This is a genomic window from Streptomyces sp. A 4/2, from assembly GCF_940670765.1.
Lineage (GTDB): Bacteria > Actinomycetota > Actinomycetes > Streptomycetales > Streptomycetaceae > Streptomyces.
The window spans coordinates 1-23,485 of sequence record NZ_CALNVW010000020.1; the positions used below are offsets into that span (position 1 = coordinate 1).

The 23,485-nt window shown below is 70.3% G+C and carries 20 protein-coding genes and 1 pseudogene; 10 read left to right on the plus strand and 11 right to left on the minus strand.

What is annotated here, in order from left to right:
* Positions 1 to 37 precede the first annotated feature (37 nt).
* Entirely contained in the window at positions 38 to 1,273 is a 1,236-nt protein-coding gene (locus NBY69_RS14790; protein WP_250301365.1) for an MFS transporter, read from the minus strand.
* A gap of 488 nt (positions 1,274 to 1,761) precedes the next feature.
* On the opposite strand from NBY69_RS14790, the gene NBY69_RS14795 reads away from it, so the two are divergent.
* Both NBY69_RS14795 and NBY69_RS14800 read left to right on the plus strand, forming a co-directional pair.
* Positions 1,762 to 1,956: a hypothetical protein gene (locus tag NBY69_RS14795; RefSeq protein ID WP_250301366.1), complete on the plus strand. Its 195-nt coding sequence runs from the start codon at positions 1,762 to 1,764 to the stop codon at positions 1,954 to 1,956.
* A 19-nt stretch (positions 1,957 to 1,975) separates the two neighbouring features.
* Positions 1,976 to 2,500, plus strand: coding sequence for a hypothetical protein (locus NBY69_RS14800; RefSeq protein WP_250301367.1), 525 nt, complete (start codon positions 1,976 to 1,978; stop codon positions 2,498 to 2,500).
* A gap of 23 nt (positions 2,501 to 2,523) precedes the next feature.
* Here the strand turns inward: NBY69_RS14800 and NBY69_RS14805 are convergent, their stop codons facing one another.
* The gene (locus tag NBY69_RS14805; RefSeq protein ID WP_250301772.1) at positions 2,524 to 2,904 is read right to left on the minus strand and encodes a hypothetical protein; all 381 of its coding nucleotides are present in this window, start codon (positions 2,902 to 2,904) and stop codon (positions 2,524 to 2,526) included.
* An 814-nt stretch (positions 2,905 to 3,718) separates the two neighbouring features.
* Between NBY69_RS14805 and NBY69_RS14810 the strand changes: the two genes are divergently transcribed.
* The 3 genes from NBY69_RS14810 to NBY69_RS14820 are packed head-to-tail and all read left to right on the plus strand — an operon-like array spanning position 3,719 to position 5,879.
* Complete coding sequence (locus NBY69_RS14810; protein ID WP_250301368.1) at positions 3,719 to 4,522, plus strand: thaumatin family protein; 804 nt, start codon at positions 3,719 to 3,721, stop codon at positions 4,520 to 4,522.
* A gap of 17 nt (positions 4,523 to 4,539) precedes the next feature.
* On the plus strand, positions 4,540 to 5,406 hold the full coding sequence (locus tag NBY69_RS14815; protein ID WP_250301369.1) for a glycoside hydrolase family protein: 867 nt from the start codon (positions 4,540 to 4,542) through the stop codon (positions 5,404 to 5,406).
* Positions 5,407 to 5,450: 44 nt separating this feature from the next.
* Positions 5,451 to 5,879, plus strand: coding sequence for a septal ring lytic transglycosylase RlpA family protein (locus NBY69_RS14820; protein ID WP_250301370.1), 429 nt, complete (start codon positions 5,451 to 5,453; stop codon positions 5,877 to 5,879).
* A gap of 633 nt (positions 5,880 to 6,512) precedes the next feature.
* Here NBY69_RS14820 and NBY69_RS14825 read toward each other — a convergent pair.
* Positions 6,513 to 6,971: a helix-turn-helix domain-containing protein gene (locus NBY69_RS14825; RefSeq protein ID WP_250301371.1), complete on the minus strand. Its 459-nt coding sequence runs from the start codon at positions 6,969 to 6,971 to the stop codon at positions 6,513 to 6,515.
* 92 nt (positions 6,972 to 7,063) lie between these two features.
* Between NBY69_RS14825 and NBY69_RS14830 the strand changes: the two genes are divergently transcribed.
* Positions 7,064 to 7,903 (plus strand): SDR family oxidoreductase, encoded by an 840-nt coding sequence (locus NBY69_RS14830; protein WP_250301372.1) that lies wholly within the window; start codon positions 7,064 to 7,066, stop codon positions 7,901 to 7,903.
* Positions 7,904 to 8,177: 274 nt separating this feature from the next.
* Here the strand turns inward: NBY69_RS14830 and NBY69_RS14835 are convergent, their stop codons facing one another.
* Positions 8,178 to 8,651 carry a GNAT family N-acetyltransferase gene (locus NBY69_RS14835; RefSeq protein WP_250301373.1) on the minus strand — a complete coding sequence of 158 codons (474 nt, stop codon included), beginning with the start codon at positions 8,649 to 8,651 and terminating at the stop codon, positions 8,178 to 8,180.
* 175 nt (positions 8,652 to 8,826) lie between these two features.
* Positions 8,827 to 9,423 carry a TetR/AcrR family transcriptional regulator gene (locus NBY69_RS14840; RefSeq protein WP_250301374.1) on the minus strand — a complete coding sequence of 199 codons (597 nt, stop codon included), beginning with the start codon at positions 9,421 to 9,423 and terminating at the stop codon, positions 8,827 to 8,829.
* Positions 9,424 to 9,486: 63 nt separating this feature from the next.
* Here NBY69_RS14840 and NBY69_RS14845 point away from each other — a divergent pair, with 63 nt between their 5' ends.
* Positions 9,487 to 10,365, plus strand: coding sequence for an NAD(P)H-binding protein (locus tag NBY69_RS14845; protein ID WP_250301375.1), 879 nt, complete (start codon positions 9,487 to 9,489; stop codon positions 10,363 to 10,365).
* Positions 10,366 to 10,663: 298 nt separating this feature from the next.
* Here the strand turns inward: NBY69_RS14845 and NBY69_RS14850 are convergent, their stop codons facing one another.
* From NBY69_RS14850 to NBY69_RS14865, 4 genes are read right to left on the minus strand one after another with little or no spacing between them, the layout of a single operon-like run.
* Positions 10,664 to 11,785 (minus strand): XdhC/CoxI family protein, encoded by a 1,122-nt coding sequence (locus NBY69_RS14850; RefSeq protein ID WP_250301376.1) that lies wholly within the window; start codon positions 11,783 to 11,785, stop codon positions 10,664 to 10,666.
* Positions 11,778 to 13,925 carry a xanthine dehydrogenase family protein molybdopterin-binding subunit gene (locus NBY69_RS14855; protein WP_250301377.1) on the minus strand — a complete coding sequence of 716 codons (2,148 nt, stop codon included), beginning with the start codon at positions 13,923 to 13,925 and terminating at the stop codon, positions 11,778 to 11,780. The genes NBY69_RS14850 and NBY69_RS14855 overlap by 8 nt, the downstream gene beginning before the upstream one ends.
* Positions 13,922 to 14,914, minus strand: coding sequence for a xanthine dehydrogenase family protein subunit M (locus NBY69_RS14860; protein WP_250301378.1), 993 nt, complete (start codon positions 14,912 to 14,914; stop codon positions 13,922 to 13,924). Before NBY69_RS14860 ends, NBY69_RS14855 begins: the two co-directional genes overlap by 4 nt.
* Positions 14,911 to 15,465: a (2Fe-2S)-binding protein gene (locus NBY69_RS14865; protein ID WP_250301379.1), complete on the minus strand. Its 555-nt coding sequence runs from the start codon at positions 15,463 to 15,465 to the stop codon at positions 14,911 to 14,913. The genes NBY69_RS14860 and NBY69_RS14865 overlap by 4 nt, the downstream gene beginning before the upstream one ends.
* A 204-nt stretch (positions 15,466 to 15,669) precedes the next feature.
* Between NBY69_RS14865 and NBY69_RS14870 the strand changes: the two genes are divergently transcribed.
* Positions 15,670 to 16,263, plus strand: a complete 594-nt coding sequence (locus tag NBY69_RS14870) for a TetR/AcrR family transcriptional regulator (RefSeq protein ID WP_250301380.1) — start codon at positions 15,670 to 15,672, stop codon at positions 16,261 to 16,263.
* Positions 16,264 to 16,440: 177 nt separating this feature from the next.
* Positions 16,441 to 17,352, plus strand: a complete 912-nt coding sequence (locus NBY69_RS14875; RefSeq protein ID WP_250301381.1) for a phosphotransferase family protein — start codon at positions 16,441 to 16,443, stop codon at positions 17,350 to 17,352.
* A 228-nt stretch (positions 17,353 to 17,580) separates the two neighbouring features.
* Here the strand turns inward: NBY69_RS14875 and NBY69_RS14880 are convergent, their stop codons facing one another.
* Positions 17,581 to 21,804: a S8 family serine peptidase gene (locus tag NBY69_RS14880; RefSeq protein WP_284348112.1), complete on the minus strand. Its 4,224-nt coding sequence runs from the start codon at positions 21,802 to 21,804 to the stop codon at positions 17,581 to 17,583.
* 97 nt (positions 21,805 to 21,901) lie between these two features.
* Here NBY69_RS14880 and NBY69_RS14885 point away from each other — a divergent pair, with 97 nt between their 5' ends.
* On the plus strand, positions 21,902 to 22,864 hold the full coding sequence (locus NBY69_RS14885; RefSeq protein ID WP_250301382.1) for a helix-turn-helix domain-containing protein: 963 nt from the start codon (positions 21,902 to 21,904) through the stop codon (positions 22,862 to 22,864).
* A 162-nt stretch (positions 22,865 to 23,026) separates the two neighbouring features.
* Here NBY69_RS14885 and NBY69_RS14890 read toward each other — a convergent pair.
* A pseudogene (locus NBY69_RS14890) lies at positions 23,027 to 23,419 on the minus strand (IS5/IS1182 family transposase); the annotation flags it as partial.
* Between the last annotated feature and the right edge of the window lie 66 nt (positions 23,420 to 23,485).

The following is a 23,485-nucleotide window of genomic DNA, read 5'->3' on the forward strand; positions in this document are numbered from 1 at the left end:
ATCCGTACAACCGAAGCGGCGCCAGAAGCCACCTCTTTCAGGCGGCCGCTTCCTTCCACGCGACTTCTGGGTGTATCTGCTGAGCTTGCTGGTGGCGTTGTGCCCAGCGGACGGCGAGTGGTGCTGCCAGGCCCGTCAGGGTGAACAGCGCCCCTACGACGTACCACCCGGGGCGGCCCCAAGTGATGCAGAGTGAGATGAGCAGGCTCGGCCCGAGGGCTTCAGCCAGTCCGGCACCCAAGCCAAACACTCCGAGGTACTGGCCGGTGGCATGCTGTGGGGCGAGGGCGAAGGACACTTCGAAGCCCGCGGCGGAGTGCCACAGCTCGCCGATGGTGTGGATCACCATCGCGGCCAGGAGAAGCGTGGCAGCAGCCCACGCCGGTATCCCCGCAGACAGGGAGATCAGTGAGCAGGAGACGAGGAAGGCCACGCCCGCTCGGCGGTAGGCGGTTCCGCCGGCAGCTGGGGAATTGACGCTACGGCTGGCTCGTATCTGCAACGCAATGACGATGGTGGTGTTGATGAGCATCGTGCCCGAGATGAGCCAGCGCGGGGCGGTGGTGGCCGTAACCAGCCAGAGCGGGATGGCTACCGTGAGCACCTTGAACTGGACAGCCATGATGCCGTCGAGAGCGGTGAGCAGGAGGTAAGGGCGGTCCCGCAGGGCGATCCAGCGGGGGGCGCCGGCGGAGGGGACAGGTTTGACCGGCGGAAGGTAGATCAGGATTGCTGCAGAAGCCGCGAAGGCAACCGCGTTGCCGATGACCAGGAGTTGGTAGGCGGGGAGGGTGCCCACCTGGACGGCCCAGCCCGCCAGCAGGGCACCGAGGGAGATGCCTACGTTGGTCACGGCGCGGAGATAGGCGCGGAATTCCTGCGGTCGGTCCCCTCCGTAGTGCCTGATGAGCGGACTGCGTGCGGCCAATCCGGCCGCTTTGGCGCCGGTGGCCGTGCCTACCGCGATGACGAACGGCCAGAAGCCGTCTGCCAGTACGAAGCCGGCAGTGGCCAGCGCTTGGACGACGAGGGTGATCGCGTAGACGCCGCGTGCTCCGTGCCGGTCCGCGAGATGACCGACAGCGATGCCCACGGCCAGCGAGACGACACCGGCAATGCCAAGTCCGAGGCCCACCTGGGTTGCCGGAAGGTGGACTGCCTCGGTGAAGTACAGGACCCCAGCGGTCAGATAGAGGCCGCTGCCGACGGTGTAGACAAAGTTCGAGGCGGCGATGACGCGCTGTGGGCCGGAATCCGGCATCAGTTTAGGCATGACGGGGCTCCGCCTCCTGGGTCGACAGTAAGGACTGACCTAGCCTTCTGCTTGTTACTTGCAATTACAAGATGTTTGCAATAAATGGGCTGCACGGCCTGCCCGGCGCATCTGTGCGGAGGCGTTGAGGTGCAGGACAAGGGCCGCTTGGACGGCCACGCCGGAGAGCAGGGGCGTTCCCCGGGAGAGGTGCGTCCGGCCCGGCGTCGGCGCGGCTGCCCAGCACCTTGACGAGCGCGACCCGGGCGTCCGTCGACGCAGGTGGACTCGCGAAAACCTACCGACGGGTTACTTGCTCTCTCGTGTCCGAGCTAGGACTACGAGGCCTGCTGTCTGTGACTCCCGCACTTCCGCAGGACTATCGCAGTAGATGCCGGATTTACTGCGGCGGAGCCCTACCGTGATCACCGCGACCTGCGACGGGGCATTCCGGCCGCCGGTGCGAGGTGTACGCATTTGCTGCGGCAGTGCCGGAAGGGTGGGACGGCGTGACGATCGAACCGGTGACCGAGCTCGGGAGCGGGGGCGCGCTTCGGTTGCCGCGCGGGCGGGTCGTACCGCTGTCCGCCCCGCCCGCGTCGTACACCGCGGCGGTCGAGCGCTACCTCACCGGCGCGGGCGTCACGAAGCGGCACTGCCGGAAGTCCTGGCCGAGCTGGCCGCCGCGCGGGCGGACGGGATAGGACGCCGGCACCGTCAACCGTGAACTGTGCATCGCCCGCAAGGCGATCGGCTGGTGGCAGCGTCAAGGCTGGATCGACGGCGATCCCACGATCGGCATCGAGCGGCGGCCGGCACCGCCGCACCGCACCAAGCTTCGCGGAGAACCAGATCGCCGCCCTGTGGCGCCTCGACGTCGCGCTCCAGGAGAAGACGCAGTGGAAGATGTTCTACGACGGAACACCGACGCTCGACGTGTGCCCGGAGACCGGCCGGGCCCGGCTCTCCTACCACCGCGCTGAGGAGATCTTCGAGGAGAACACCCGGCTGGTGGCCAACCCCCTCGCCTCACCCGACGACATCGAGGATCTGGACGGCTGGACGCTGCATCGGCTACGTCACAGTGCCCTGACGCACGACGCCGAGGACGGCACCTCTACCCCGATGCTGCTGGCCCGCTCCCGCCACACCTCCGTCCGCTCCCTGGAGCGGTACGCCCGTCCCGGCGTCGACTCGGCCGCCCGGCACGTCGCCGGACGCGACCCCGCTGCACGTCGCCGCACGTAATCCGAGCGGATCAGGCTTCAAGATCATCCCGTGGCCCCTTTGGTGCGTATCTCGGTGACACCCGACTCCCGCTCGAAGACCGGCACCCACTGCACGGCGCGCCGGTCGGCGCGCAGCTGGGCGAGGAGTTCGGCCGGAGCCCGGGGCGGGGCGTACGGCGTGCGCCCGGTGGCGTAGCCGCCGCCCGTGCCGATCTTCCCGCCGTAGTGGCTGAAGCTGAACGTGCCATGGGCCTTTCCCACAAGGCCGTGGGCGTCGAACGTGAAATGGATGTCGTCCCCGGCCTTGCGGTACAGCTTGGCCGTGCCGGTCAGCCCCGTCTCGCGCACCTTGTTGTGCTGCGTCTGATTAGCCGCGGCAGTGACACCACCGACGACGGCGAGCGCGACTGCCACCGTCAGCACACGCGTGACACGGCTTCGGTACCTGAACCCCATGGACAGGACACCGACCGCACAAGCGGAGACCTTGAACAGGTCGCTGCCCGCCCCAGGAAGGGGGTCTGCGAAAACGTATAGCGGGATGTGCGGCCTGAACTTCATATGTCTGAGGCAGTCCGAAAGCAGTCCGAGTGGGATTTAGGTAGCCGAACTCATGTGCACCCCTGCTGCGGCTGTTTCCGAAGGGTGTGGAGTGTGCAGGATCTGTTCCGGGCGAGTCAGCAACGGTGTGATCGCGTGTCGGCCCCTTGGTCGTACGGGCTTCGCGATTGGCCTGTGGATGCGAGGAGGCGTATGTCCGATGGACTGACGGGGTGCGGCAACGGACTGCCGATGGCTCCCGGGGCCGACGGTTTCAGGAGGTTCACCTTCCGGCGTCCGGATCGCTCGAAGGCGGTACGGGCCTGGATCCTCGTCGGCCAGGAGCGAATCGAGAAGCACTTCCTTTCGTCGCGCTCATCCGAGTCGAACCCGACGAATTGGGCAAGGCCTGTACGAGGGCACCAGCCGGACAGAAGAACAGGTCAGGCGCCTTCTTCCGGGCCCTGGCAGAAGCCCGGCATCTTCGGCGAGTACGACATCAGCGGGTTCGTCCGGATCGAGGCGAGCGGTGGGGTGCTGGCCCGAAGACGGTCCGGATCTTGACTCGCCGCCCGTCGCGACGCGCCCCGGGCGCCGCATGTCGTACCGATGCTCGCCGCGCCCAGCAGTGTGACCGGCCCGGCCCCGACTCCCCATCCCCCACCGCACTTTCGACGGAGGACCTTTGCGCAAGGCCTTGAGTACTCTGGCGGCCACGATCGCCGTGGCCGCCGCCCTGCTGATGCTGGCCCCCTCGCACACGGGCGCCCGGCCCCAGGCGAAGTCGGCCACAAGTACGGCGCTCGGCAGAGCCGCCCCGGCCGCGGCCACCGTGACCGCCCACACGGTGACGTTCGTCAACAGCACCGGCAAGAAGATCTGGGTCGGCAGCACCGTCAACGCCGACGGTTCCAAGAACTTCGGATCGTTGCCGGTCCTGGAACCCGGGCAGTCGGCGACGGTGGCCGTCCCGGAGGACGCGGCCCCCGGCTACTGGCGCGGCAAGTTCTTCGCCCGTATGGGGTGCGGCGGCCAGTCCGGCAGCAACTTCCACTGCGAGCTGGGCGACTGCGGTGTCTTCGCCGACCACTGCGCGCCGAATACCGGTGAACAGCCGGTCAGTCTCGCCGAGTTCAACTTCGACCGCGGTGACGGACTGGCGCCTTGGTACGACGTGAGCTACGTCAACGCCTTCTCCGTGCCGATCATGATCACGCCCACCGAGGTGTCCGGCTCCGGTGGCGGCTGCGGCGCGGTGGGCTGCCCCGAAGATCTGCTGCCGAAGTGTCCCGCCGACAACCTGACACGGTGGAGCGACGGCACGCCGAAGTTGTGCACCAGCCCGAACCGCGACGCCAAGACCCCCTACAGCGACATGATCGCCACCAACTGCCCGAAGGCGTACGGCTGGTCGAAGCAGGACAAGGAGCCGGGCAACCAGGTCATGCAGCAGTGCAGCCGGTGCAGCGGCTTCACGGTCGAATTCCACCGCGGCGCCTGAACGGACGGGAACGCACCATGCGCAGAAGGAGCATCCTCACCGCCGCGCTGGCGGCGCCGCTCGCGCTCTCGGCCACCGGCCGCGCCGCGGCGGCCCAAGCCCCGAACGGCGCCCCGGCGACGGACCGGATCGCGATTCCGGAAGCCGCCGGCGTGAAGAAGAAGGGCGCAAGCACCTGGAGTTTCGACGGCGTCGCCCAAGACCTGGCCGATTCCGGGGTCGGCTGGTTCTACACCTGGTCCTCGGGCAGGTCAGGGATCGCCGCGCCCCATGGCGTCGAGTTCGTCCCGATGATCTGGGGGCCGGGCTCGGTGACCGACGCCGAGTTGAACCAGGCCAAGCAGCAGGGCACGATCCTGCTCGGCTTCAACGAGCCCGACCATCCAGGGCAGGCGGTCATGACCGTGCAGCAAGCCCTCGATTTGTGGCCCCGGTTGCAGTCGACGGGCCTGCGGCTCGGCGCGCCCGCGGTGGCCACCGGCGCGGACACCGCCGACGGCTGGCTCGGCCAGTTCCTCCGGGGCGCCACCAGCCGCAGCCTCAAGGTCGATTTCCTGCCCGTCCACTGGTACGGCGCCGACTTCAACGCCACCAACGCCACCAACCAGTTGCGCGGCTACCTCCAGGCCACCTACGACCGCCACCACAAACCGCTCTGGCTCACCGAGTACGCCCTCATCGATTTCTCGTCCGGCACGCCGCGGTACCCGACGCAGGAGCAGCAGGCGGCCTTCGTGCAGCAGTCGACGGCCATGCTCCAGGGCTTGCCGTTCGTCGAACGGTACGCCTGGTTCACGCTCTCCACCAGCCGCGGCGACGGCACCGGACTGTACAACGGCACGACCGCCACGCAGGTGGGTGCCGCCTACCGCGCGGCGGGTTGAGCCGCAGCCCTGTCCCGCATTCCCGCTCCGGAAAGGAAGCGACCATGATCCGCTCACTCCCTCTCGCCCGGCTGGCCATCGGCCTCACCGCCCTCGCCGCGGTGGTCGTCACGGCGCCGCCCAGCTCCGCCGTGCCCGCCGTCCGGCTCGCCGACACCTGCTGGGCGACGCACTACGGCCCCATCCCGCCCGGCTCCTACACCGCCAGCGGCGAAATCTTCGACAACAACGCGGACACCGCGGCGACCTCCCTCTCCCGTGACCCGCAACTCCCCTTCAACACCCGGGTGAAGGTCACCAACAACGCGAACGGCGCGTCCCTCGTCGTCCGCATCAACGACCGTGGCACCTTCACCCAGACCCCGCAGGAACCCAAGTGCCTCGACCTCACCGATGGCGCCTTCCAGCGCCTCGGCGGCGTCATCGACCCGGACCAGGGCCACATCGAGGTGACGGAGGAAGTGCTTCCCTAAGGGCCCGCCTCCGGTGCCGGGGTGGCCAGGCAAGAACGGCCGCCCCGGCACCGCGCCCGGGAAGTCTGCCATCCGCCGGTTGTCCCGGGACGTGCCCCAACACGACCGCGGGCGCAGCGGACGCATCCGGGGCGCTGATCTTGATCGTCACCTGTCCAAGGCTCATCCTCGGCCACTCTCGATGCCCTCCATTCGATCCGAGACTGTCAGTCCCGGCGGCAGTCGGTGTCCGGCTCCTCGCCTGCGCCTGGCACGACCTCGCTATATAGCTGGCACGATCTCGCCATATTGGGTGCGGTGCGCAAGGTATTGCCCGCTTCGGGGTTGAGGAACCAGGTCTCGCGGACTGTCGAGGGCGGGTGCCTCAGGAGGATCGGAACCCGGCGAGGTCCGCTGCCTGGTCGACCGGTCATCGGTCCCGTACAGCTTCACCGCGTAGGGGGCTTCTTCGTCCGAGTGCAGCTCGTGCCGGTGATGCAGCGCGATGACGTCACCGGTCAGCGCGCCGAGTTCGATGCCGTCCGGCGGGTGGCTTCCGGTGTGTCGGTGGCGCGAGCTTCTGCCACTGACCCGTGCTCGTGCTCGTGCTCGTGCTCGTGCTGGGGATACGCACGAATCCTTCTGCCGTCACGGTCAGTGTTCGTCGTCGAGATGGTCCAGCTGTCGAGGGCCTGGGGCGGTGACCTGCTCCGCTTGACCTGTTGCGCTGAGCCGCTCCGTGGCGGACGCTCCGCTGGGCGTCAGCCGCTGTGTGATCCGGTCGAACAAGTCCGTCAGTGGCTCACCAACGTCCTGGCCGAACTCAGTGAGCCCGTAGGTGACTTGGGGCGGCATCGTCGGCTCGACCTCCCGCCAGACCAGCCCGTCATGGACCAGTGCGCGCAGTGTCTGAGCGAGCATCTTCTCGCTGATGCCCTGGATGCTGTCGCGCATCTCGAAAAACCGAAGATCGTTGCTCCGCAAGGAGATCAGCACCCAGATACCCCACCTGCTGGTCACGTGGTCGACCATGTCGCGTGCAGGGCAGTCGGTGTGAAACACCTCATACCGATTGCCTGTCTCGGCCTGCGTAAGCTGCGCGCCTTCCCTCATGTTCGGAGCTTACCTCTGGGTATGTTCTTACGAAAAATAAGCTCGCCTCCTAGCCTCAATTACCTCAGTGCACAACGGACTAGGAGCAGAGCATGATCGTGGTGACCGGAGCTACCGGGAATGTGGGCCGACCTTTGACGCAGGTCCTGGCCGAGGCGGGCGAGCAGGTGATGGCGGTGTCACGGCACGCAGCGGCGGTGCCGGACGGAGTCAGGCATGTGGCGGCCGATCTGGCCGAGCTGACAAGCCTCACCCCCGCGTTGGACGGGGCGAAGGCGCTGTTCCTCCTGCTGTCCGGCGATCTGCACGCCCCCGGAGCCAGGCCGACCGACATCATCGACCTGGCTGCGGCCAGCGGGGTGCGCCGGGTTGTCCTGCTGTCTTCGCAGGGCGTGGCGACCAGGCCGCTCGGCCCGTCACGGATCGCGCTGCGCGCGGTGGAGGACGCCTTGAGAGAGTCCGGCCTGGACTGGGCCGTCCTGCGACCGGGCGGCTTCGCCTCCAACGCTTTGGCCTGGGCGGATTCCGTCCGCACGCAAGGTACGGTCGCCGCACCCTTCGGCGACATCGGGGTTCCGGTCGTCGACCCGGTGGACATCGCCGAGGTCGCAGCGGCCTGCCTGCTGGACGACCGGCACGCCGGCGGAGTCTTCGAGCTGACCGGGCCCGAGGTGATCACGCCACGTCAGCAGGCGGAGGCCATCGCCACCGCGCTCGGCTCGCCGGTGCGGTTCCACGAACTGACCCGCGAGGAGGCCAAGGCCGCGATGACCCAGTTCGTGCCGCCGGAGCTCGCCGACGACACCCTGGACATCATCGCCGCCCCGAACCAGGCCGAACTACAGATCAGCTCGGACGTGGAACGAGTCCTCGGCCGCGCCCCGAGCCCCTTCGCCGACTGGGTCGCCCGGAGCATCGCCGCTTTTCGCTGAGGCCCATCTCAGCTGAAGCCCCCGGGCCGCCCCGTGCGACTACGGCCGCACGGGGCGGCCCCGTAGCCCACCTCCCACCACCAGCCAGAACTCAAGAACCGCAGCGACCTGACGGGGTCCTACCGGCGTCTCGGCCACCTTCTGCACCTGCGAGCGGCTGTCCCACGCGCTGCCGCCTCGCTGACTGCGCCCCGGGATCAGGTCCGGGCGAACGGCGCCCAGTTGGTCAGTTCGATGCCCGAGCCGCGTCGGCGCAGCCACCGTGAGAGTTTGCTCAGTTGGGCGCGATGGGCTGTTCGAGGAGCTCGTCAGGTCCGCCGAACCCGCAGCGCCGGTACAGCGGCGCACTGCGTTCGGACGGCCACACGATCAACGTGTCCAGGCCGTGGGTGCGCGCATCGCGGGTGACCTCGTCGAGCAGGGTCTTGCCCAGGCCTCGGTTGCGCTGCTCCGGGGTGACGTAGAAGTTCGTCACGTAACCGAGGGCATCGGAGTCCGGGTAGGGACTCGGGACCTTCTCCACGAGGCACACGAACACGTGACCACAAGGCCGGCCGCCCACTTCCGCGAGCCAGACACGCCACGGCCCGGCCATCCGAGAACGCAACCACCGCTCGCACTCGGCGGTGAACCCCTCTTCGTCCTGCGGGACTTCAACTCCGCCGTCCTCCACCTTGAACCGCCAGCGCATGGCTGCCAGCGCAGGCGCGTCGTCGAATTCGGCCCGCCGGATCACAACGTCACTCATGGCCACACTCTCGCAACCCGATCCGCCGGAGCGAAACCGCTTACGGGTGTCCGGAGACCCCTTGGAACCGATCAGCTGGAGTCCGGGCCGCCAGCTCCGTGGAAGCGGCCTGACCAGGCCCGGGGCGACGCGTGTACCGGGCCGCGGGGCCCTCTTCGACCGGAAGCGCCGTCTCTCACCGCAGTTGGTCGAATGCCTGGTCGGCGTCGGCTACGGCCTCGGGGAGGACGTCGTGGGCGGTTCGACCGTCGGCGATCTTCTGCCAGTTCGTCCGAGCGAGCACCCGTTGGACCGCGAGTACCTGGGCGGCTCGCAGACGCGCCTGGATGCCTTCGCCGAGGGCGCCCGCCAGTGCCTCCTCGTCCTCCAGTTGGTACCGCGTGAGCCGTCCCGCCAGGCTCGGTGTGGTGAACACCAGCCGGTGGAACGCCACTACCTCGGGATGATCGTTGAGGCCGGTGACGGGGTCGTACCGGTCGAGGCCGGCCCGGAAGTGCCGGTGCAGCGCCGTCACCGGCTTGATGCCGGGCCCGCGGTCACGTACGACGCGTGCCGCCTCGCCCTGGTGGTCGGCGAACCGGTGCAGCACCAGGTCTTCCTTGGTGGGGAAGTACCGGAAGAGGGTCGGCTTGGAGATCTCGGCCGCCGCGGCGATGTCGTTGACCGAGACCCGGTCGAAGCCGCGCTCCAGGAACAGCGAAACGGCCGCGTCGCCGATGGCGTCGCGCGTCCGCTCCTTCTTGCGGGCCCGCAGCCCCGTCGGCTCGCTCATCTGACCAGGATAACATTCGTAACCGAGTTGCTTTTTTAACCGAGTAACGTTTTCATGGGCGGCATGAATCGGATGCACATTCCTCCCGTGCTCGTCACCGGGGCGACGGGCCGGATCGGCCGTATCGTCATCGACCAACTTCTCGACGCGGACGTGCCGGTCCGTGCCCTCACCCATCGTTCCGAGGCGGCGGCCACGCTGCCGGCGAAGGTCGAGGTCTTCACCGGCGACCTCACTGCGCCCGAGACGCTCGACCCGGCATTGAACGGCGCCGGCGCGGTCTTCCTCGTCTGGACCGCCCCGCCTCGGACGGCCGCGGCGGTCGTCGAGCGGCTGGCAGCCCACGTGCGACGAGTCGTCCTCCTCTCCTCCCCTCACCAGACGCCGCACCCCTTTTTCCAGCAGCCCAATCCCATGGCGGCACTGCACGCCGACATCGAGCGGCTCATCGCGGCCACCGGACTCGAGTCGACGATCATCCGGCCGGGGATGCTCGCGTCGAACTCGCTGGCCTGGTGGACGCCCACGATCCGGGCCGGCGAGGTCGTCCGGTGGCCCTACGGCGCTGCCGAGACGGCACCGGTCGACGACCGCGACGTCGCAGCTGTCGCGGCGCGGACGCTCTATCAGGACGGATACGTCGGAAGCGACTACGTCCTCACGGGCCCCGAGTCGCTGACCCAAGCCGCGCAGGTGGGCGTCATCGGTGACTCCCTGGGGCGCCGGATCGCATTCGAGGAGATGACACCGGACGAGTTCCGAAGCCTGTCGGAGGGTACGGCGCCCAGCTCGGTCGTCGACATGCTGCTCGCCGCGTGGAGCGCGGCGGTCGGACAGCCCGCGTACATCACCACTGCGGTGGCCGACATCCTCGGGACGGCGCCGCGAACGTTTCGCCAATGGGCCACCGACCACGCCACCGCGTTCACGGAGGGTTCGTAACCTCGTCGACCGCGGCCTGCCCCCGCCGAGACCCACCAGTCGACGACCGGGTGAGCCGGGTACTGCTGGGCGCGGATGCTCGACACTCCCTGCAACTGCCTTCATCCGGATCTTCTCCACACGGGAGACCCAGGCAAGGAACGGTGGGCTCCCGACAACGAGCGCGAGCATCCGCATAACTGCACAACATCCGCCCGCTGCCGCTCCGTCGCAGCGGGCGGGAGGGATCGTCGCAACACGTGGTCGGTTCTCGGTACCCGAGCGGCCTCCCGGGATTCCCGCCCCGGGGTCGTACGGGCTACTCGTCGCCGCCTCCGTGGATCGGCCCCCGCTCCCCGGCCAGCGGCAGCCCGCTTCCACCGCGCCGCACCGCGACGATCTCGGCGCCGATCGACACGGCTGTCTCCTCGGGTGTACGACCGCCCAGGTCCAGGCCGATCGGCGAGCGCAGCCTGGCCAGTTGGCGCTTCGACACCCCGGCCTCCCGCAGTCGGACCAGGCGGTCCTCGTGCGTGCGGCGCGACCCCATCGCGCCGACGTACGCGACGGGCAGCCGAAGCGCCACTTCCAGCAGCGGTACATCGAACTTGGCATCGTGCGTGAGGACGCACAGCACCGTCCGCTCGTCGGTGGCCGTGTCGCGCAGATAGCGGTCCGGCCATTCCACGACCACCTCGTCGGCCTCCGGGAAACGGGTCCGCGTCGCGAACACTCCCCGCGCGTCGCACAGCGTCACGTGGAAACCGAGGAGCTTGCCGACCCGTACCAGCGCGCCCGCGAAGTCCACCGCGCCGAACACGATCATCCGGGCGGGTGGCACGTTCGACTCGACGAACAGGGTGACGTCGCCGCCGCACCGGGCCGAGCTCTCCGGCACCTCGCACACCCCGGTCCGCCCGAGGTCGAGCAGGGCGCGGGCCTGTGCCGCGAGCCCGGGGTCGTCGCCCGAGCCGAGGCCGCTGGTGTACGAGCCGTCGGGCCGGACCAGCAACAGCTCGGCCGCGCCCGTGAGTTCGCCCGCTCCGTCGAGTACTCGGGCGAGTGCCACCGGTTCGCCGCGCGCCGCAGCGGTGAGCGCCGCCCGTACCGTCGTACGGCACGGCGAGTCGGACCGTACCGGAACGACATGCACCTCCACGGCGCCGCCGCAGGTCAGCCCCACCGCGAACGCGTCGTCGTCGCTGTAACCGAAGCGCTCCCTGCGCACCCTCCCGTCCTGCAGGGCCTCGATGCACAGCTCGTAGACCGCGCCCTCGACGCAGCCGCCGGAGACGGAGCCGATGACCTCCCCGGCGGAGTCGACCGCCAGGGCCGCGCCGGGCGGCCGGGGTGCGCTGCCGCTCACCGAGACGACGGTGGCGACGGCGAACTCCCGTCCCTGCGCGGCCCATTGGCTCAGCTCGGCAGCGAGGTCAAGCATCCCGCCGCGCCTCGGCGAGCAGTACCCGGTCGGGCCGGATCGGCAGATCGCGCTGTCGGACGCCGGTCGCGTGCCACACCGCGTTGGCGATGGCGGCGGCAGTGCCGACGATGCCGATCTCGCCGACGCCCTTGATCCCGACGGGGTCGTCGGGGTCCGGGTCGTCGATCCACTCGGCCTGGATGTCCGGCACATCGGCGTGCGCGGCGACGTGGTAGCCCGCCAGGTCGGCGCCGACGTGCCCGCCGGACGCTTCGTCGCGTACCGCTTCCTCGTGCAGGGCCATGGAAATGCCCCATGTCATGCCGCCGACGAACTGGCTGCGGGCGGTGAGCGGGTTGATGATGCGTCCGGCGGCGAACACGCCCAGCATGCGTCGTACCCGCACCTCCCCCGTGGCCACGTCCACGGCGACCTCGGCGAACTGCGCGCCGTACGCGTAACGCTCCTTCTTGGCGAGGGCCGCGATCAGCTCGGCGGTGTCCGTGCGGGCCGTGATTCCGCCGTCCGGGATCTCGCCGCTGGTCAGCGGCAGGCGTTCGCGCAGGTCGCGGGCGGCTGCTATGACGGCCCAGCCCCAGGATCGCGTGCCCATGGAGCCGCCCGCGACCCAGGCGGGCCCGAAGTCGCTGTCGGCGATCCGCACCCGCACCCGCTCGGGCGTCACGTCGAGCGCGTCCGCGGCGATGAGGGTCAGAGCCGTGCGGGCACCGGTACCGACGTCGGCCGCGGTGATCCTGACGGTGAAGGTGCCGTCCGGTTCGGCGGTCACGGACGCCGTGGAAGGGACCGCACCGGCGGGGAACGTGGAGGCGGCCGTACCGGTGCCCAGGAGCCAGCGGCCGTCGCGGCGCATCCGCGGGCGCGGGTCGCGGTCCGCCCAGCCGAAGCGGCTCGCGCCGTCCTCGAAGCAGCCGATGAGACGGCGGCTGCTGAACGGCAGGCCCGACATGGGCCCTACCGCCGGTTCGTTGCGGGCGCGCAGGGCGATCGGGTCCATGCCGAGCCGTTCGGCGAGTTCGTCGAGCGCCGACTCCACGGCGAACGAGCCCGGCGCCTCGCCGGGCGCCCGCATCCACGTGGGCGTCGCGACGTCCACGGGCACGACCCGGTTGACGGTGTGGTGGGCGTCGGCGTCGTACATGGTGCGCCCGAACGCGGCACTCCCCTCGACGAACTCGCGCAGGTTCGAGGTGAGGTTCAGGTTCTCGTGCCCGAAGGCACGCAGCCGCCCGTCCGGGTCGGCGCCGAGCCGCACGCGCTGCACGGTGGGGCTGCGGTACCCGGTGGTGGCGAACACCTGACGCCGGGTCAACACCACACGCACCGGCCGGTGCAGTTCGGTCGCGGCCATCACCGCGGCCACGTGGTGCGCACGCAGCCCTTTGGAGCCGAAGGCGCCGCCGACGTGTTCGGAGCGTACGTGGACGGCAGCGGGGTCGAGGGAGAACAGGCCGGCGAGGTCGTCGGCGATCCACTTGCTGCCCTGGTTGGAGTCGAAGACCTGCAGGCGCCCGTCGTGCCAGCGCGCCGTCACCGCGTGCGGTTCCATGGCCGTGTGGTGCTGCTCGGGCGTGGTGTACGCGGCGTCCACCACCACGTCGGAGGCGGCGAGTTGGGTGTCCAGGTCGCCCTTGGTGGCCTCCATGTCCTGCGGGGTGTAGATACCTGGCCTGTCGGCGTGGAAGGCGATGTCGTGCGGCTCCTCGTCGTACTCGACGACGAGCGCCTCGGCGGCCTCCCTGGCCTGTTCGGACGTTTCGGCGACGACCAGCGCGACGGGCCAGCCCGCGTGCGGCACCCGGTCGTGCTGGAAGACCTCGACGATCGGGTCGGGCCGGCCGAGCGCGCCGATGACGTCGTCCTTGACGCGCGGCGCGTTCCCGTGGTGCAGGACGCTGAGCACCCCGGGCAGGGCGCGGACCGCGTCCTCGCCGATCGAGCGGACGCTGCCGCGCGCCACGGTCGACAGCACCAGCCAGCCGTGCGCGAGTTCGGTGAAGGGGATCTCGCCCGCGTAGCGGGCGGCGCCGGTGACCTTGTCGCGTGCTTCGATGCGGGTGTGCGCGACACCCACCGCGTGCGGCTGCGCCGCGGTGGACGCCGTCGTCGCCGTCGTCGCCGTTGTCGCTGTGGTCACCGGGGCGCCTCCTCGTTCAGTTCGGTGAGCAGTGCCACGACGAGGTTGCGCATCAGTGGCACCTTGTACGCGTTGTGCGGCAGCGGCCTGGCCGCCGCGAGCTCGGCGTCGGCCGCGGCCGTGAACGCCGCCCCGTCCGCGGGCGAGCCGATCAGCGCGCGCTCCGCGGTGCGGGCCCGCCACGGCCGGGACGCGACCGCGCCGAAGGCCAGCCGCACGTCCCGTACGACGCCGTCACGGACGTCGAGGGCAGCGGCGACGGACCCGATGGCGAAGGCGTACGAGGCGCGCTCGCGGACCTTGCGGTAGCGGGAGCGGGCGGCAAGGGGTGCGGACGGCAGAGCAACCCCGGTGATGAGTGCGCCGGCCGGCAGCGTGGTCTCCAGGTGCGGGGTGTCGCCCACGGGCCGGTAGAGGTCGTCGAGCGCCACCTCGCCTTCCCCGTCGGCGGTTCGGAAGTGCACGACGGCGTCGAACGCTGTGAGCGCGACGCCCATGTCGGACGGGTGCACGGCCACGCATGCCTCGCTCGCGCCGAGGATCGCGTGGTTGTGGTGCTCGCCCGCGACGGCGGGGCAGCCACTGCCGGGGTCCCGTTTGTTGCACGGTTTGCTGACGTCGGTGAAGTAGCCGCAGCGGGTGCGCTGCAGCAGATTCCCGCCGACGGTCGCCATATTGCGCAGCTGCCCGGACGCCCCGGCGAGCACGGCCTGCGCCAACGCCGGGTAGCGACGGCGCACTTCGGGGTGCGCGGCGAGGTCGCTGTTGGTGACGGTGGCCCCGATCCGCAGCCCGCCGTCCTTCGTCGGCTCTACGCGGTCCAGGGGCAGTTCGCGTACGTCGACCAGGCGTCCGGGGCGTTCCACCCCCGCCCTCATCAGGTCGACGAGATTGGTGCCGCCGCCGAGGAAGCGTGCCTCGGGGTCCGCGCCGAGTAGCGCCACGGCACCCGGCACGTCGATCGCCCTCTCGTATCCGAACTCCTTCACGCCACTTGCTCCTTCGCGCGTTCGGCGGCCTGCGTGACGGCCCGCACGATCGACACGTACGCACCGCAGCGGCACAGGTTGCCGCTCATCCGTTCGCGGATCTCCTCAGGCGTAAGAGCCGGCGGTCCGGCCTCGGGCCGGACGTCCTCGGTCGCGGCACTCGGCCAGCCGGCAGCGTGCTCCCGCAGCACACCGAGGGCCGAACAGATCTGGCCGGGGGTGCAGTAGCCGCACTGGAACCCGTCGAGTTCGACGAACGCCTGCTGTACGGGGTGCAGTTCGTCGCCGTCCGCGACGCCCTCGATGGTGGTGATCTCGCGCCCCTCTGCGGCGACCGCGAGCTGCAGACAGGACACGGCCCGGCGCCCGTCGACGAGAACGGTGCAGGCACCGCACTGCCCCTGGTCGCATCCCTTCTTCGTGCCGGTCAGATCGAGCCGCTCGCGCAGGGCGTCGAGCAGGGTGGTGCGGTGATCGACGGGCAGCGTGTACTTCTCTCCGTTGACGTGCAAGGTGATCGAGCTGGACGTGGAGATGCCCGCTGGGGCCATGAACAGCCTTCTTTCGCATATCCGGTGCGAGGCGAATCAGCGCGAGTACGTACGGCGGCGGGGGGGGGAACGGCGTCGGGCCGGCCGCTGACGCCGCTATGGTGGACCGAGCCGAAGCGGACATCTGTCCGCTGCGGTCTACGAACGTAGTGGACAACTGTCCGCTCAGCAAGGACGTTTTTCACCACGGCCGAAGGAGGACGCGTGCGGCAGCCGAAGAAGCAGGCCACGCTCCGCTCGGACGCGCAGCGCAATCGCGAGCGCATCCTCGAGGTGGCCCTGGCCGAGCTGACGCACTCGGCGGACGCGCCCCTGAGCTCGATCGCGCGGAAAGCGGGCGTCGGACAGGGCACGTTCTACCGCAACTTCCCCAGCAGGGAGGCGCTCGTCCTGGAGGTGTACCGGTACGAGGTGCAGCAGGTCGCCGAGACGGCAGCCCAGTTGCTCTGCACGCGGCCGCCGGAGGAAGCGCTGCGCGAGTGGATGGACCGGCTCGCGCAGTACGCGATGGCCAAAGCAGGCCTGGCGGACGCGCTGCGTGAGGCGACCACCGCGCGCGGCACCCTGAAAAACCTGGCGCACGGCCCACTGACGGAGGCGGTCACGCTGCTGCTCGACGCGAACGAGCAGGCGGGCACCGTCCGCCCCGGCCTCACGCCCGACGACTTCATGCTGGCGATCGCGGGCCTGTGGCTGGTCGACCCGCACACCGACTGGCAGGCCCGAGCGGGACGGCTGCTGGATCTGGTCATGGACGGACTGCGGGCGGGGGCGCCTGGCCCCCCGGCCAACGGGTAGCGAGCCGGACGGACCGGCGCCCGCCCGGCGAGCCATCTGGGCATGGGCGAGGAAGAGAGCAGCGTTGGCATCGCCTCCGGTGAAAAGCTTTTGCGCGCGCCGTCGTCCGGATGATGGGGTGGCACGGTGACCAACCACGATGAGGCTGCGGCTGTCCGACCGTTGACCCTGGCCTGGGTGAGCCGGCACCTGAAGGCCGGCGAACGGATCGTCGGAACCGAAGCGCTGCACGGCGGTATCACCGCCGAAATGCGGCGGCTGACCATCGGCACGGGGGAAGGAGACACCCGTGACCTGGTGCTGCGGACCTTCGTCGACCCGTTCTTCGTGGAGCACGCCGAGGACCTGCTGAAAACGGAGGCCGGTGTCCTGCCCCTGCTCGCGGGGGCAGGCGTGTCGGCTCCTGGACTGGTCGCGGCTGATCCGACCGCCGCGCATTGCGAGTATCCGTCGCTCCTGATGACACATCTGACGGGCCGGACGGTCCTCGATGACGAGGGAGTGGAGGCGCGAGTCCCTCTGCTGGCCCGTCAACTGGTGGCGATCCACGCGTTGCGACCCGCCGAGCGGCCCCGCGAGTACGTGGCGTTGACGACTGCCGACACCGTCGTGACGCCGAAGGACGCCGACGCGGCGGCATGGGCTGCGGCGATCGACGTGATCCGCGAGCCCGCGCCGCCGTACGAGGGGCGATTCCTGCACCGGGACTTCCAACCCGGCAACGTGCTGTTCGACGTGCCGCTCCCCGGCCCGGCAGTTCCCCGGATCACCGGGGTCGTCGACTGGGTACAGACCTCCTGGGGCCCGGCGGATCTCGATGTGGCGCACTGCTCCACCAACCTCGCGCTGCTGCACGGCCCGGCGTGGGGTCTGCGGTTCGCTGAGGCGTACGAGGAGGCCGGCGGGGTGCTGGCCGCAGCCGCGAGCGAGCGGCTGTACTGGTGGGTGCGGGACGCGTTGGCGTTCTCGGAAGAAGTGCAGTCGGTGGGGCGGCCATGGCGGGAAGCCGGGAGGAAAGAGCTGACGACGCGCGTCGTGGAAGAGCGGCTGGACGCCTACGTCACCGCCCTGATGGACGCGCTCGGCTGAGCCGAGGTGGTCCGGGGCGTAGGGCACGGCGGCGAACCGCCAACGCCCGTGCCCTACCCCGATTCGGACCGCGGCATCGCCCGCTGTGACCACTCCCCACGATGGAGCTGGGAAGTGCGGGTGAGGCCCGGAGCGGCTGAGCGAAAGGATCGCTGATCTGCTGGTCGTGTCAACGCATGGACAGGGCGCCCCGACAGAGGAACCGTCCGGGCGCCCTGTCCGTAGCGATCAGTGGCGCAGGTTGAGACGGTGCACGCCGCCGTCGACGGTGCCGACGTAGAGTGTGCGGCCTTCGGGGCCTGCGGCCAGTTTGGTGGTGTCGGTGTTCTGCAGGCCGGTGGAGATGTTGTGCCAGCTCAGACCGTGGTCGGTGCTGCGCAGTACGCCACGGCCGCCTTGCAGGAGGCCGCTGGCCCCGGAACTGGTGGTGGCCGCGTAGAGCGTGTCCTTGACCCGCAGCAGATCGGAGACATGGATCGCGAGAGCGCCGGTGTCCGCGGTGCGGAAGGTCCGGCCGCCGTCGGTGCTGACGCGGACGTTCTCGCCACCGATGACGAGACGCCGTCCGTCGAGTTCGATCGCGGTCACCGGGCCTTCGGCGACCTTGGTGACCGTTACCCCGCCGTCGTCGGACCGGTAGAGACCGGCGGTGTTCCCGAGCCACAGGCGCAGCGGGTTCGCGGGGTCGCCCACGATGGTGTCGAAGGAACGCTCGTGGTAGAGGTTCTTCCACGTCGCGCCACCGTCGCTGGTGGCGAACAGCCCAGGTCCCTGGAGGCTTTGGAAGCTGACCACGACCCGGTCCGGATCGGCGGGGTGAACCAGGAGCGCCGTCGGCACCTCCGCCGAACTTCCCCTCTTCTCCCAGGTGGCACCGCCATCGCCGCTGCGCTCGACGGTGAACGCGCCGTACCCGGTGCGCCGTACCTTCCAGACCACCTTCGGGTCCTTGGCCGACACGGAGAGCTGCGGGACGCCGACGCCCCTCTTGCCCTCGCCGCCCGACCGGCCCCATTCCGGGCTCGCGACGGGAAGGGCGGTGCGGTAGACCGCGCTCTCGGTCGCCGCGAGCAGCTGGCCGTCACTGACCGCGAGATCGTTGACGGTCAGTCCCTGGACGCCGATCCGTCGGTATCCGGTGCCGTCCGCGGCACCCCGGTAGAGACCGTCCTGCTCGCTGGAGACGGTGACGGAGCCGTCGGCCCAGCGGTCGTAGTCCATCGGCAGCGCCGCGCGCGACGGCACGGCGACCTCGGTCCACGTCTGCCCGTGGTCGCGGCTGAGACGGCCCTTGCCGGACACCGTGCTCAGGTACAGGTCGCCACCCGAGGCGGTCAGGTCGAGGCCGCCTTCAGCCATGGACAGCAAGGTGGTCCAGGTCTTCCCGCTGTCACGGGAGCCGACAACTCCCCTGCCCGGGACGTACACCGCCACGACCGAGGCGTCGGCGGCCATCCCGCCGACGGTTCCGCCGGACTCGTCGAGGAGCAGGCGTGCGTCGCCGGGGGTGCCCGAGCCGATGCCGGAGCGTGCCCAGACGCCGTGACTGGTCGTCAGGTAGAGGGTGTCACCAGTGACGGCGGCGGCGGTAACGGTGCCGGTGACACCGGTCGGATACGTCGTCCAGTGGTCGCCCGCGTCCGTGCTGACCAGCAGTGCGTCCGAGGTGACCGCGACCAGGGTGCGGGTCCGTTCATCGGCGGCGAGCGCCGCGACGCGGGTGTCCGGGACGTCGAGTGTGCGCCAGGTGCGGCCGTTGTCATCGGTACGCAGGAGAGTGCCCCGGCGGCTGCCGTCGTGGACGCTGTTCACGGCGTACCACCAGCGGTCGGGATTTCCCGCGTCCACCACGAGCGGCCCCGTGCCGTCCGCGACCGGCAGCCGTCCCAACTGGCGCCAGGAGACGCCGTTGTCGGTGGTCAGCCAGGGAGCCGCCTTCTGGTACTGGGTGAGGACGGCCTGCTTCGGCCGGCTCGGCGAGAGGGCGACGGAACCGGCCTCACTGTTGGGGCCGACCGGTTGCCAGCGATCCCTGCGACTGTCGACCGGGGTGACCTCGAAGGCGCCGGCGCCGGTGAGCCGCTGTCCGGTGCCGGCGGTGCCACGTACCGAGACCCGGTAGGCGCCGGTCACGCTGCCGGTCACCTCGGCCCGGTAGTAGCCGTTGGCGGGATCGAGGGTGGAAGCGTACTCGACGGCCTTGCCGCGCGGCGGGGTGACGGTGACGACCGGCGGTGCGGCCAGGTCGGTCGGCGGGGCGATGTGTACGGTCGAGTGACCGTCGCTCGGGTCGGGCGCGGCCTGGACGGCCAGATGCCGGACGACGAGCAGATAGGGCACCCCGATCACCGGTCCCTGGTCAGGAGTCGCCGTGAGACGGCCGCTGATCCCGGTGTCGGCGGCCGGCCGGGCGACGCGCAGCGAGACCGTGACGGTCGCGGTCCTCCCGGGCGGTACGGTGACCCGCTTCGGCGAGACCGTGGCCGGTCCGTCGGTCCGCAGCGAGGTGGTGACCGGGCGCTTGCCGGAGTTCCGCAGCGTCACCTCAGCGATGCCGCCGACATGACGCCGGGACAGATCGGCGAGCCCGAACGACACCGACGCCGGTGAGGCGCTGACCGTGGCCGAGGCGGCCGAGGCCACATCGAGCCGGCCCGAGCCCTGTGTCGTGGGCCCGGTGCCGCTCAGCGGCTTCGCGGTGCCGATCAGCTCGGACCTGATCTCGGCGGGCGCCTGGTCGGGGTGCAGCTGGCGCAGCAGGGCCGCGGCGCCGGCGACGTGCGGGGCCGCCATCGACGTGCCCGACATGCGGTACTGGCCGGGCCCGTACAGCGACTTGGGAATGGTGGAGCGGATCTCCACGCCCGGCGCGACCAGGTCGGGCTTCAGGCCGAAGTCCGGTGCGGGGCCGCGTGAGGAGAACGAGGCGATCTGGTCGGTGGTGTCGGTGCCCCGTAGCGTCACCGACACCTTCCCGGCAGCGAGCCGGGTGCTCAGCTCCGTGTACTGGGTCGGGTCGATGCCCATGACCACCAGGTGGTCCATCCGCAGCGAGTCGCCGGAGGCGTCGATCCGCGCGGGCGATGCCGGAGCCTGGGCCACTCCCCGCTCGGGGTTCACCTCCGGCGGCCGGACCTCGCCCGGCGCTCCGGCGGCGAACACCGGGCCGTCGCTGGAGGGCAGCCCGGCCAGCACGGCGATCGCACCGCGCTTCTCCGCCTCCTGCGCCCACTCCACGGCGCTCGCCGTCAGGTACTGGGCATCGGCCGCGACGAGCATCTGCGCCCGTACGATCTTTCCGCGTACGTCGCCGACCCGCTTCCAGTCCTCGGCGGTGCCCTCGCCGACATCGACGAGCGGCGCCGTGACGGGCTGCTCCGGCGGGTTCGCCGACAGGATCCCGCGGTAGCTCTGGATCAGCTCGGGTTTCCTGCCCGCCAGATAGGCGCTGGGCAGCCGGACATTGCTTGTCGACGCGCCGACCGAGACCACACCGTCGGCCGTGCCGGGGCTGCTGACCGTACCCGCGCCCGGTCCGTCGTTGCCGGCCGCGGCCACCACGACCACACCGGCTCGTACGGCCGCGGTCGCGGCACGGCCCAGCGGGTCGGTTCCGTCGCCGGGACCGCCGAGGCTCATGTTGATGACATCGGCGCGGTGCGGGTTGGCCGGATCGGAGGCCGCCTCGATTCCCGCGATGATGTCCGAGGTGTAGCCGGAGCCGTCGGCATCCATCACCTTGTAGGCCAGCAGATTCGCGTCGGGCGCCACGCCGGTGACGCCGCCCTTCTCGGCTGCCTTGCCGGCGATGATGCCGGCGACATGGGTACCGTGGCCGTTGTCGTCCATCGGATCCTCGTCGTTGTTGACGAAGTCGTGCCCGCCAACGACCTTGTGCCCCTTGCCGAGTCCGCCGCCCAGGTCGGGGTGGCTGTAGTCCACGCCGCTGTCCAGGACCGCGACGGTGATCCCCTTGCCGGTGACGCGGATTCCGGCCGGGTCCTTGCGCTGCCAGACGCCGGGGGCTCCGATCAGCGGCACGCTCACGTCCGTCTTCGTCAGTACCCGGGTGTCGGGGCGGACGGCGGTGACGCCCGGCAGCGACGACAGCCGCCCCACCTCGGACGCGGGCACCGTCATTGCCACGGCGTCGACGAGCAGACCCAGTTTGCGGGTGGCCGAAGGGTGCAGCCCGGCGCTCTTCGCCGAGCCGAGGAACGTCTCTTGCCGCGCGTCGAGTGCGCGGCGGGCTGGACCGACGCCACGGGCGGCCTCGGCGGAGAGCAGCGATCCACCAGGTGCGGCGGTGACCGCGGGTTTCCCGGAGAGTTCGACGAGCACTCGTTGCGACGGGTCGGGCGTGGACGCGTCGGCGGCAGCCGGTATCGCCGCCAGCGTACTGGCGAGAACCACGGCGGCGAGGGCGGCATGACGCGATCTTCGTGACTTCATTGCCATGCGTAAAGGTCTTAGCGGTGAGGGCACTTGTCGCACAACTGATCTTCGTGGCCCATTGCTGTCGCTGGCACAACTGGGCCACCATCCGTCCATGACTCCCGAGACACCGCAACTCACGGCGGCAGGCATCGATCCGTTCGACGAGAGCGTCTACCGCGCCGTCCTGACCCGGCGGACGGCGGCGCCCGCCGAACTCACCGCGGATCTCGGCTGTTCGGCCGAGCGCGTCGTCAGGGCGCTGGACCGGCTCCGCGACCACGGGCTGGTCGGCCGTCTCGCCGGTTCCCGCCGCCGGTACGCCGCGATCGAGCCGGGCGCCGCTGTCGAGGCGCTGGTGCGGGCCAGAAGCAATGAGCTGGAGCGGGTCCGTTCGGCGGCCGACGAACTGTCCCGGCTCTTCGCCGCCGCGCGCACCGGCGCGACGTATGAGGACGAGGTGGAGATCACCACCGGCAGTGAGGCGCTCGGCCGCTGGTTCGTCCGCCTTCAACAGGAGGCCCACGAGGACGTGATGACGTTGGACCGGCCGCCGTACGCCCTGACCACCTCCAACCCGGTGGAGGCGTCGGCGCTCGGCCGCGGCGTACGGTACCGCGCGGTCTACGCTCCCGAGGCCTTGGAATGGCCGGGCGTCCTCGACGACATCCGCGAGCTGGTCCGGCACGGCGAACAGGCCCGCGTCATGCCCGGCCTGGGCATCAAACTCGCCATCGCCGACCGCAAGCTCGCCCTGATGCCGCTCTCCCTCGACCTCAACGGCGTCCGTGCTGCGGTGATCCGCCCGTCCACGCTGCTCGATGCCCTCACCAGCTACTGGGAAATGTGCTGGAAGCAGGCCCTGCCGCTCAACGCCCCCGCCGAGGATCCCCTCGGCGAGGAGGACCGACTCGTCCTCACCCTCCTGGTCAGCGGCCTCAAGGACGAGGCGATAGCCCGCCAGCTCGGCTGGTCCGTCCGCACCATGCGCCGCCGCATCAGCCGCCTGCACGACCTCCTCGGCGCCGCCAACCGCTTCCAGGCCGGAGTGATCGCGGCCCGCCGCGGCTGGTTGTGAGGCAGCACGCCGGCAGCAGGTGGGGCGGCAATGAGTGTTGTGCGCTCTCTACGCGCGTTCCATGTGCCGGGCTCGTAGGCCGGCTTCGGGGACCTCGGGCGGGCTGATCTTGTTTCCCTTCCCTGGGCGGGGTCACCGCCTGGCCGGGGTCGCCGCCTGGGCGGGGTCGCCGCCTGGGCGGGGTCGCCGCCTGGGCGGGGTCGCCGCCTGGGCGGGATGATCGCGGCGGAGCCCGAGGTAGCCGTCGTCCAGGAGGACCTCCGCGTCGCGGAAGTGCCGGAAACAGGTGCCGATACCTTCGTTGGCCTTCAACGTGTTCTGTTTCTTCTTGCCAGAGACGAACTCACGGCGCTCGCCGCGGCAGCCGGGGCGCCGACGCACCTGGACCTCGGTGGCGTCCAACCGCAGCTCGATGCCCTCGGCCTGGGCGTACGCGAAACGCTTCCTGGCCCCGCCGCGAGCTTCGTGACGACGCCCCTCGACCACGGCCTGCCACTCTCCTGCCAACTCCTCAACCAGAGAGGCGAGATGCCTCCGGGAGACCCCGGTGAACACCTGATGTACGCGACTCTATGCCCGGATTGCCGTCGCTCGATGGGGTGTTGTTGCGGCATCGCTGCC

Excerpts from the sequence above, each read along its gene's own strand:
- NBY69_RS14830 (WP_250301372.1), top strand. The coding sequence starts at position 7,064 with ATGATCGTGGTGACCGGAGCTACCGGGAATGTGGGCCGACCTTTGACG.
- NBY69_RS14820 (WP_250301370.1), top strand. The coding sequence starts at position 5,451 with ATGATCCGCTCACTCCCTCTCGCCCGGCTGGCCATCGGCCTCACCGCC.
- NBY69_RS14845 (WP_250301375.1), top strand. The coding sequence starts at position 9,487 with ATGAATCGGATGCACATTCCTCCCGTGCTCGTCACCGGGGCGACGGGC.
- NBY69_RS14790 (WP_250301365.1), bottom strand. The coding sequence starts at position 1,273 with ATGCCTAAACTGATGCCGGATTCCGGCCCACAGCGCGTCATCGCCGCC.
- NBY69_RS14850 (WP_250301376.1), bottom strand. The coding sequence starts at position 11,785 with ATGCTTGACCTCGCTGCCGAGCTGAGCCAATGGGCCGCGCAGGGACGG.
- NBY69_RS14825 (WP_250301371.1), bottom strand. The coding sequence starts at position 6,971 with ATGAGGGAAGGCGCGCAGCTTACGCAGGCCGAGACAGGCAATCGGTAT.
- NBY69_RS14880 (WP_284348112.1), bottom strand. The coding sequence starts at position 21,804 with ATGAAGTCACGAAGATCGCGTCATGCCGCCCTCGCCGCCGTGGTTCTC.
- NBY69_RS14835 (WP_250301373.1), bottom strand. The coding sequence starts at position 8,651 with ATGAGTGACGTTGTGATCCGGCGGGCCGAATTCGACGACGCGCCTGCG.
- NBY69_RS14865 (WP_250301379.1), bottom strand. The coding sequence starts at position 15,465 with ATGGCCCCAGCGGGCATCTCCACGTCCAGCTCGATCACCTTGCACGTC.
- NBY69_RS14885 (WP_250301382.1), top strand. The coding sequence starts at position 21,902 with ATGACTCCCGAGACACCGCAACTCACGGCGGCAGGCATCGATCCGTTC.
- NBY69_RS14815 (WP_250301369.1), top strand. The coding sequence starts at position 4,540 with ATGCGCAGAAGGAGCATCCTCACCGCCGCGCTGGCGGCGCCGCTCGCG.
- NBY69_RS14840 (WP_250301374.1), bottom strand. The coding sequence starts at position 9,423 with ATGAGCGAGCCGACGGGGCTGCGGGCCCGCAAGAAGGAGCGGACGCGC.